Origin of the sequence: Vreelandella boliviensis LC1 (genome assembly GCF_000236035.1) — a bacterium.
In the GTDB taxonomy this organism is placed as follows: domain Bacteria; phylum Pseudomonadota; class Gammaproteobacteria; order Pseudomonadales; family Halomonadaceae; genus Vreelandella; species Vreelandella boliviensis.
Window position 1 is genome coordinate 1,011,566 of the sequence record NZ_JH393257.1, and the last position, 8,814, is coordinate 1,020,379.

General features: G+C 55.8%; 9 protein-coding genes. 5 read left to right on the forward strand and 4 right to left on the reverse strand.

Annotated elements, in window-relative coordinates:
* Positions 1–4: 4 nt before the first annotated feature.
* The 4 genes from KUC_RS04395 to KUC_RS04410 all read right to left on the reverse strand — a co-directional run bounded on the left by KUC_RS04395 (position 5) and on the right by KUC_RS04410 (position 4,178).
* Complete coding sequence (locus tag KUC_RS04395; protein ID WP_083825745.1) at positions 5–1,780, reverse strand: M14 family metallopeptidase; 1,776 nt, start codon at positions 1,778–1,780, stop codon at positions 5–7.
* Positions 1,710–2,471 carry an ATP-binding cassette domain-containing protein gene (locus tag KUC_RS20285; RefSeq protein WP_244264735.1) on the reverse strand — a complete coding sequence of 254 codons (762 nt, stop codon included), beginning with the start codon at positions 2,469–2,471 and terminating at the stop codon, positions 1,710–1,712. The genes KUC_RS04395 and KUC_RS20285 overlap by 71 nt, the downstream gene beginning before the upstream one ends.
* A gap of 272 nt (positions 2,472–2,743) precedes the next feature.
* Entirely contained in the window at positions 2,744–3,094 is a 351-nt protein-coding gene (locus tag KUC_RS04405) for a hypothetical protein (protein WP_040479499.1), read from the reverse strand.
* A gap of 178 nt (positions 3,095–3,272) precedes the next feature.
* Positions 3,273–4,178, reverse strand: coding sequence for a LysR family transcriptional regulator (locus KUC_RS04410; protein WP_007111899.1), 906 nt, complete (start codon positions 4,176–4,178; stop codon positions 3,273–3,275).
* Positions 4,179–4,288: 110 nt separating this feature from the next.
* On the opposite strand from KUC_RS04410, the gene KUC_RS04415 reads away from it, so the two are divergent.
* From KUC_RS04415 to KUC_RS19925, 5 genes are all read left to right on the forward strand, one after another.
* Positions 4,289–5,653: an aminotransferase family protein gene (locus KUC_RS04415; RefSeq protein WP_040479502.1), complete on the forward strand. Its 1,365-nt coding sequence runs from the start codon at positions 4,289–4,291 to the stop codon at positions 5,651–5,653.
* A 5-nt stretch (positions 5,654–5,658) separates the two neighbouring features.
* The gene (locus KUC_RS04420; protein ID WP_007111901.1) at positions 5,659–6,360 is read left to right on the forward strand and encodes a CoA transferase subunit A; all 702 of its coding nucleotides are present in this window, start codon (positions 5,659–5,661) and stop codon (positions 6,358–6,360) included.
* On the forward strand, positions 6,350–7,003 hold the full coding sequence (locus tag KUC_RS04425; protein ID WP_007111902.1) for a 3-oxoacid CoA-transferase subunit B: 654 nt from the start codon (positions 6,350–6,352) through the stop codon (positions 7,001–7,003). The genes KUC_RS04420 and KUC_RS04425 overlap by 11 nt, the downstream gene beginning before the upstream one ends.
* Complete coding sequence (locus tag KUC_RS04430) at positions 7,003–8,286, forward strand: ArgE/DapE family deacylase (RefSeq protein WP_007111903.1); 1,284 nt, start codon at positions 7,003–7,005, stop codon at positions 8,284–8,286. Before KUC_RS04425 ends, KUC_RS04430 begins: the two co-directional genes overlap by 1 nt.
* Positions 8,283–8,814: thiolase family protein (locus tag KUC_RS19925; RefSeq protein ID WP_503660757.1), on the forward strand; the 532-nt coding region annotated here is incomplete at its 3' end. The genes KUC_RS04430 and KUC_RS19925, both read left to right, overlap by 4 nt.

Sequence of the window (8,814 nt, forward strand, 5' to 3'; positions counted from 1 at the left end):
AATCTTACAATGAGAGCGTTTGAAAGGCGTTATAGGCCGCCACTACCGTTGCCCTTTGCGCGGTATGCGCCTGCACAAAGGGCTCGCCGGTTAGGGTCTCATCGGGGTATTCAGTAATCAGCATCAGCGGCGTTAACTGATCACCGTCTTCCGAGATTAGATAGGGAAAACCATTCAGCATCGGGAAGGTTAACGCCCCTGCATGGGTTTCAAATAACGCAATTTGCGTGGCATTAAATTCGACCAAACCAGGCACTTTTGCAAGCTGCCGGGTAACGGCTACCACCAACTGCTCCGCCGCTGATTCATAGCCTGGTTGATGGCGCAGAATCAAAAAGAAGCCTTTGGGGATCGTCCACATATCAAAGCCACGGGGGATGTAACCACTTAACGGCCGTGTCCATTCATGGGCCGGGTAGCCGTGCAGATTGATATGCAGCCCGGCATTACTGAAATCGAATGCCTGCTCACGAATAGCATGTTCAAATGGCTGCCCAAGCGGCTGGCTCTGTAGGTCATTACCAAAGGCGGTGTAGCGCGCCGCGTGGTGCATATGGCGTGGCTGGGTGGCGATGAGCCGGCCTTGCAACGCGTATCCATCAGGGTTTTCTAGCGGTGAGATGACAAAGTGGGCCTCTGGCTCACCGTTAAGCTGCTGAGCGGCACGCAATGCCCCCACCACGCCAGATGTTTCGTTGGCATGCTGCCCCGCACTGATCATCACGGCGCGTTCACTACCGATGATATAACGCGCCTCTACCGCCCTCCCCGCTCGTGTCTTGGCGTGTAACGCCTGACCACCCAATTGCGCCAATAACTGCTCTATTTGCTCAACGCCGATGGCCAGCTGGGCGGTGTCCAGCAACACCTCATCACGTGGCGGCTGGGAGGCATACAAAGGCCGCAGGCTTACTTGCAAATAGGCATTTTCCCCCTGAGTGGATACTTCCGGCACAATCTGCCCCGGCTGAATTGACCGATCCCCCAGCGCTAAGCCCGCGTAGCGCTGAAAATACTCCAGCGCAGAAAAATAGAGCTCCTCATGGAGCGCCTCGGCAAGGCTGATATGCTCGTCGTCCCACGCTAAGCGGCGGTCGCTGCTGGGCAAATGCACCGCGAAGTTAAGTTCTTCGAAGTAAGGCGGCTCAGCCTGCCACTGAGTTGAGGATAACGTCGCCATTGCCGCTTGAAACAGCGCTTCGTAATCGGTCTCAATAATCGACTCGCTCACTTCACCCTGGGGAGAAGTGAGCCGTAGCCAACCACAGGGCGAGCACTGTGCTTGGTTAACATGATCTAGATGTTGGCAATTAGGCGCTTCAACCCAATACGTTTCCAGCTCCCCAGTGCTACGCTCCACACGAACGCGATAATGAAGAGCTGTAGGGGTAGGTGTGGAGATAGGCGTGGATTCAACATCCTCCCAACGAAGCGATACGCCTTGCGGAAGTAGTGCCGCCAGCGGGTAGGCTTCTAGCAGAAAGCGGCGCGGCGCATGCGCTAACACTGGGTACTCAATCACCAATGATTGCAGTGACGCCCACGAGAACTCCTCTAAAAAGAAGTGCACCAGGGGCTTATAAGCACTGCGTAGGCGTGCACTAATACCGGCGGCCTTAAATGCCGTTTCTGTGGCTTGGCGTTCGGCCTCATCATCGAAGACCCACGCCTCAAACTGATAACCTTGATAGGCAGGCGTGGCGTACTCATCAAGCAAGGCTTTTGTGGTGCGCGGAAACGAGCGCTCTAACAAGATCTCGATCTGGGGGCTGTTGGTCATAAGGAGGTACGTCCAGTGGGATCCAGGGCATCGCGATCATATCCAGAAACCCGCCATAGTAGCCGGACACCAAGCCCATAATGATGCCGATTACCACCGCACCAAGGGCTGAGTAGACCCCGACTTTTAGCGAGATTTCACCACCGATAATCACCCGCGCGAGCACGTCCCTGCCTAAAGGATCCGTGCCTAGGGGAAAGCCAGGCTCCACCAGCGGCGGTGTTAAGCGGTAAGTGAGGCAAACGGGTCTTGAAAAGTGTAGCAGGCGCATCTTGTCTGCCCGCGACATGTCGGCCACTGCCTTGCCGCCAAAACGTATCGTGCCACTGGTGCTTTCCTGCAACTGCTGAATGGTGCGCCCGATGGTCGACTTGCCGGAACCAGACTCCCCTACCAGCGCCAGCGTCTCTCCAGGAAAAATGGAGAAGCTGACATTTTCCACCGCGTGGACACGATGGCTAATACCCCCAAAGAACCCTTTACGTATATCGAAACGGGTGACTAAATTATCTACCTCCACCACCGGGGCTGCATCGGTTCTAGCCGTATCCTGCTGACGGCTTTCACCAAGGGTACGCGCGACACTTCTATCCAGCACCACTAATGGATCCATGCGAGGAAGGGCTTCGCCCTGCATGCTCCCAAGTTTAGGAACCGCCGCTAACAGTGTTTGGGTATATAGGACACTCAATACCGATTGCTTTTGAAATCGCCTGTAAACCCAACGCTTTTTAAAATATTAATCGTGCATACCGACCACCTCAAACTACTCATATTATTAATATTTTGTCAACAAATCATTAAGTACCCACTAATTTACCTGCTGGTAAAAATTCTACTACCCGCGGAGAAATTCCTTCGCGCACAAAAAAAGCCCCTCAAAGGGAGCTTTTGGTACCGATTACTGTAGGTTGGAACTTATTTTAAAAGTGATTATATCTGGCTTGCCTTTCACTATCTGGTTTACCCCACTCGGTGCTGCTTAAGCACAGCGAGGCTCCGCTCTTCTTCACTTAACGTTTCTTCGCTTTGCGGCTGGGAAGGCGCTTGGCGTGTACCGACCAGAACGTACCACTCTGCCTCGGAAAGGTAAGTTTGGCACCAGCGGCCCAGCGCGGTGGCGCTCTCTTCGCGGCTAGACTCACCGCGACGGTAGTCGTGAGCGAGATGGAGTAGATCTTGACGTGCGGTACGTGCACGAGCATCGCCACCGTGCACTTTGGAAAGTGGACAGCGTCGGTCATAGGCGGCGTTGGTCAAGGCATTAAGCCAACGCTCCAGTTCGTGTGCCTGAATACCGCCGTAAACTGCCACTGTGAACTCCATGTTAAACGGTTAGTAATTATTAAATAAGCATCGCCCATAAAGGGCCAACTGAAAAGATTTAGAATGACCTATTTTGGTGCAACTGTCACTTTCCGGCCTCCAAAACTGCTTCAGAAAACCCTCAATCAATACTACACCTGTTACTTGTTTGAAGTGACTTTATACATTAGTAATTCATTAATAGCTCTTTGGCTTTTTGTTTAAGCGAAGCCAGCACTTTAGATTCATGCCACTCAGGACGGTAAACGATACCAAAACCATACGACAAAACTGGCATGAAAGGGAGCAGCTTGACACGATCATGACGCGAAAGCTGATCCTTTGCAGTAATAGGATTAATCACCGTTACACCCACTCCGTTTGCTACCAAAGCCGTTATAGTGCCAATGTTTGCCTCCGTCTTACCGGAAATTTTTATTCCGTGCTCGGCGACCATTTCTAACAGTGGATTGGTGCTGATACTTGGTTGGTTACTAATGATCAAATGCTGATGAAGCAAGTCACTAATTTCAATCACATCGTACTTGGCTAGCGCAAGTTTTTCTGGTACCAGAGCAACCGCTTCTGTAACGAGCAACGTTTCTGTAAATAGCTGGGGTGACGTGGCTGGTAATGTAATAAAGCCAATGTCAGCGTGGCTTGACTCAACTGCACTCTGTACATCGTAGCTTGACATCATATCAAGACTAATACTTACCCGACTGTTTTCAGTCAACAATGCTGCGACCACCTGGGGCACAAAGCCAAAACATAGCCCGGGAATAGCCGCTATTCTCAATCGCGACGTACCGAACTCCTTTAGTGCCAACACGCTATGGCGTAGCTCTTCAATATTTCCCATTAACCTAAGAATTTCATCATAAAGCTCTTGTGCTTCGGGAGTCGCTAGCAAACGGTTTTTTTCACGTAGAAAAAGTTGAAGACCCAGGTTCTCTTCAAGCTGCGCCAAAGATCGACTAACGCCCGATTGAGTCATGTCGAGAAGGCGTGCAGTACCTGAGGCGCTACCCACTTCATACAACGTCTTGAAAATTACCAGTGCTTTCAGCGAGTTAATCGTAACTTCAGGCATGACTTTTACTCATTGATATTCGAAAAACGATCATATATTGAAATATATTAACTAACCTACCTAGACTGCAAGGGAGATTTTTCACCAGACCATAAAAAACGGAAAACGTGATGACCGACTCTCCGCTGTTCTACCAGGCAGGCCCTGCCCTGCCGGAAGTCAGCCACGCTGATGGCGTCATGCTCTGGGATACACAGGGCAAGGATTATCTGGATGGCTGCTCCGGAGCCATCTCTTGCAACCTTGGCCATGGCCGCCAGGACATTCGTGACGCCATGCTCGCCCAGATGGACAAGGTGGCCTTCACCTATCGAACCCAGTTTGAAAGCGCCCCCGCCATTGCGCTTGGCCATCGACTGGTCGAGCTATTTGACGCTCAACTCGGCAAGGTATTTTTCATCTCCAGCGGTTCCGAGGCGGTGGAGTCTGCGATCAAGCTGGCGCGGCAATACTATTTCGCCTTAGGCCAGCCCCAGCGCCAGCGGTTTGTGTCACTGCGTCCTTCTTATCACGGCAGCACCATGGGGGCGCTGGGCATGACCGGCTATCAGCCGTTGGAAGCCCCTTTCACCAGCATGACCCACGCCTCCATCAAGGTGCCGGGGCCGGATTTCTATCGCCATCAGGATAATAATGACGACACCCACGTCGACCGCATCCTGGCAGATACCCGCGCCGCAATGGAAGCCGCAGGGCCTGAGTCTCTGATTGGTTTTGTAATTGAGCCAATAGGCGGTGCCAGCACAGGTGCGCGGCTGTTAGGTAAGCGCTATCTGCAAGGTATCCGTGCCCTATGCGATGAATTCGGCTGCCTGCTGATTGCCGATGAAGTCCTCACCGGCGTTGGCCGAACAGGCACTTGGTTTGCCTGCCAGCATTACGATGTGGTGCCAGACATTCTAGTCACTGCTAAGGGATTGGGCGCTGGCTATTACCCGATTGGCGCGATGCTCGTCCGCAGCGCTATCGTCGAGACGGTCATGGCCAGCGGAGGCTTCCAACACGGCCACACCTATGCCGGCAACCCGTTGGCCTGTGCCACCGGCCTGGCAGTGCTTGAGGCCATTGTGCGCGAAGATTTGCTGGAAAATACCCGCCAGCGCGGCGCGCAGCTGGAAGCCGGGCTGCGCAAGCTTGCCGAGCGCTACGACTGGGTCGGCCATGTGCGCGGCGCTGGCCTTTTATGGGGCGTCGAACTGGTCGCCGATGGCGCTTCGTGCCAGCCCTTCCCTGCCGAGCAAAACCGTTTCGCCCAAATCACGGCATTGGCCAAACAGGAAGGCCTGCTGATCTATCCCCGCCGCACCCTGGATGGTATTGCCGGTGACCATTTCCTGGTCTGCCCGCCGCTGACCATTCAAGCCCAAGAAGTCGACACCCTGCTGGAACGCTTAGCGATCGCCATGACGCGTTTTGATCAAGCACTTGCCACGCCGCCTTCTGCACTGCACGCACAGCCCATTAGGGAGAGCTAAACGCCATGAAGCTGCTGAACCAGAAAGTTTGTGACATTGACGCGGCCGTGGCCGACATCCCCGAGGGCGCCACCATTATGGTCGGCGGCTTTGGCTCGCCGGGCACGCCCTTTGCGTTGCTCGACGCCCTGCTCGCCAGTGGCCAGCGCAACCTGACGCTGATTAAAAACGATGCCAATGAGCCAGGGATTGGCATCGGCAAGCTGATTGAGGCGGGCCGCGTGAAACGCCTGATCACCTCTCATCTAGGCCTGAACCGAACGGCCATTGAAGCCATGAATGCTGGTGAGATGCAGGTCACTTTTCATCCCCAGGGGCTGTTAGCCGAAAAAATTCGCTGTGCCGGGGTTGGCCACGGCGGCTTTCTCACCGATATCGGGCTAGGTACTGAAATTGCTGAAGGACGTCATGAAATCGATATAAAGGGTTGTACATGGGCCATCGAACCTGCACTACAGGCTGATGTTGCCCTGGTTCACGCCGAGCGTGCAGACCGCTATGGCAACCTGATCTATCGCGCTACGGCAAGTAACTTCAACCCCTTGATGGCCATGGCCGCAGAGCGGGTCATTGCGCAAACCTACCGCATCGACGAACCCGGCGACCTGCCTATCGACACCATTCACACCCCCTGCGCCTTTATCAGCCACGTGGTGCAGGTCGACCGCGCATCCAGCCAGCAAGGAGTTCGCCCCCATGATCTCTGATCAGCAGCGTATGTTGACCCGCGCCGCCCGTGAAGTCATCGACGGACAGATCGTCAACCTGGGGATAGGGCTGCCAACACGCTTATTCCACTACCTGCCCGATGACATGAATGTCTTGGTGCATTCCGAAAACGGCGTGCTGGGCTGTCGCCCCCGGCAAGCAGGTGAAGCGCCAGATATCGACATGATCGACTCCGGCGGCACTTATATCACCACCCGCCCGGGGGCCAGCGTATTCGATAGCGCCACTTCCTTTGCGATGATCCGCCGCAGTCGTGTCGATGTCACCTTTATGGGCGCCTTTGAGGTGGATCAGGAGGGCAATCTGGCCAACTGGAAAATTCCTGGCAAGTTCTCGCCGGGGATTGGCGGCGCCATGGAGTTGGCCCAGAAGGTGGCGCGGCTGGTGGTGCTGTGTTCGCACAATGACAAGCACGGCAACCCCAAAATTCTCACCCGCTGCCAGCTTCCCTTAACCGCCAGTCGCTGCGTGTCGCGAATTATCACCGAAAAAGCTGTGATGGACGTGACCCCAGAAGGGCTTGAGGTAGTGGAAATCGCCGAAGGGCTGAGCGTTGAGGCGCTGCGCGAGACCACCGACGCCCCCCTGCTGATCGATGAATCACGCTTGGGGAGATTCTAATGCTCGATGCCACTGAACAACGCATTATTGCCTGCTGCAATGCCTTGATGGACGACACCCTGGAGCTGACCAGTGACCTGGTGCGTGGCTATAGCGTACTCGGCCAGGAGCAAGGGGCGCTGGACACCATGGAGCGGCACCTTGAGCGTCTGGGCCTACCGGCGACCCGAGTGCCATTGGATGCCCCAGGTTTTGATGAGCACCCCCATCGCGCCCCCACCGAGTGGCCCAGCGCGGGCCGCTACAATGTCATTTCAGACCTTAACCCAGGCGCGCCAGGGCCGCATTTGGTGTTCAACGGCCATCTCGATGTGGTGCCCGCCGAACCCATCGATATGTGGACACGCCCGCCTTGGGAGCCCTGGCAAAAAGATGGCTGGCTATATGGCCGTGGGGCTGGCGATATGAAAGCCGGTATTGCCGCCATGGTGATGGCGGTTGAGGCCGTGCGCCAGGCAGGAGTCGAGATCAATTTCCCGCTCACCCTACAAACCGTTATTGAAGAAGAGTGCACCGGCAACGGCTCGCTGGCCTGCCTGCATCAAGGCTTTCGCGGCGATTTCGTACTGATACCTGAACCGTTCGGCGCTCAGATCTACGCCGGACAGGTAGGTGTTTTGTGGTTCCGTATGCGCCTGGATGGCGTGCCCGCCCATGTGCTTGACCCTAGTGTCGGGCGCAATGCAATTGAATCCCTGCAGGAATATATGCCAGCGCTGAAAGCGCTGGAAGCAGAAATGAACGACCTACCCCGACCTGCGCTTTACGTCGACCACCCTCACCCGTTCAACCTTAGCGTTGGCCGTGTGGATGCGGGCAACTGGGCCTCCAGTGTACCTGCCCATGCCATTCTTGAAGGACGTGTTGGCTTCCCGCCCGGAATGTCACCGGATGATGCCATGCAGCGGGTCCGCGATACCCTGATAGCACGCCACGCCGAGCTTGACGACGCCACGCCTCCACCCAAGGTGAGCTTCCACGGCTTTCGTTCTGAAGGGCATGTGGTCGATCTCGACACCCTAGGCATCCGGCTCCTCTCGGAGTGCCACGAAGCATTGATGGGCGAACCACCTGCCCATTATCTGTCTACCTGCACCACCGACCTGCGGGCCTTTCACGTTTCCGGTGAGATCAATGGCACCTGCTACGGCCCGATTGCCCAGCGCATTCACGGCGTGGACGAGTGTGTCGACATCGACTCGATCCGCCACGTGCTGACCACTTACGCCTTGTTCATCCATCGCTGGGCGCGCATGGCAGAAAACCAGGAGACCCACTCATGAGAGACGTTTATCTCGTCGACTATGCGCGTAGCGCCTTCAGCCGCGCACACCCCCGCAAACCCGAGATCGATTCTTGGGCCGACACTCGCAGCGATGTCCTCCTGGCCAGCGTGCTCGACGGCTTATTAGCGCGTAGCGGCGTTGACGGCGCGACGGTGGATGATTTGAGCATTGGCTGCGCCCTGCCGGTGAAAGAGCAGTGGAGCTTTGGCGGTCGTTACCCACTCTGGCTTGCCGAACGCTTAGGCCCTCATGGCCGGGCATGCGCCACTCGCCAGATTGATCAGCAGTGTGGCTCTGGCCTTGCCGCGCTGCGCAACACCGCACGGGAAATTCAGGCAGGTGCCGTCGAGGTTGGTATGGCGGGTGGCGTGGAGAACATGACCCGCGTACCCATGGGCCCAGCGCTGTTCAAGGAAGGCGTGCTGACCAGTCCACCGGCCCTGCAAAAAGCTGACTGGCTGGCACTGGATGTGGTGCTCAACATGGGGCTGACCGCCGAGCGGCTGGCCAAGGCAGCCGGGATTT

Bases quoted from the DNA above. Each gene is read 5' to 3' on its own strand.
- KUC_RS04395 (WP_083825745.1), bottom strand. From the start codon at position 1,780: ATGACCAACAGCCCCCAGATCGAGATCTTGTTAGAGCGCTCGTTTCCG.
- KUC_RS04420 (WP_007111901.1), top strand. From the start codon at position 5,659: ATGAAGCTGCTGAACCAGAAAGTTTGTGACATTGACGCGGCCGTGGCC.
- KUC_RS04425 (WP_007111902.1), top strand. From the start codon at position 6,350: ATGATCTCTGATCAGCAGCGTATGTTGACCCGCGCCGCCCGTGAAGTC.
- KUC_RS04415 (WP_040479502.1), top strand. From the start codon at position 4,289: ATGACCGACTCTCCGCTGTTCTACCAGGCAGGCCCTGCCCTGCCGGAA.
- KUC_RS04410 (WP_007111899.1), bottom strand. From the start codon at position 4,178: ATGCCTGAAGTTACGATTAACTCGCTGAAAGCACTGGTAATTTTCAAG.
- KUC_RS04430 (WP_007111903.1), top strand. From the start codon at position 7,003: ATGCTCGATGCCACTGAACAACGCATTATTGCCTGCTGCAATGCCTTG.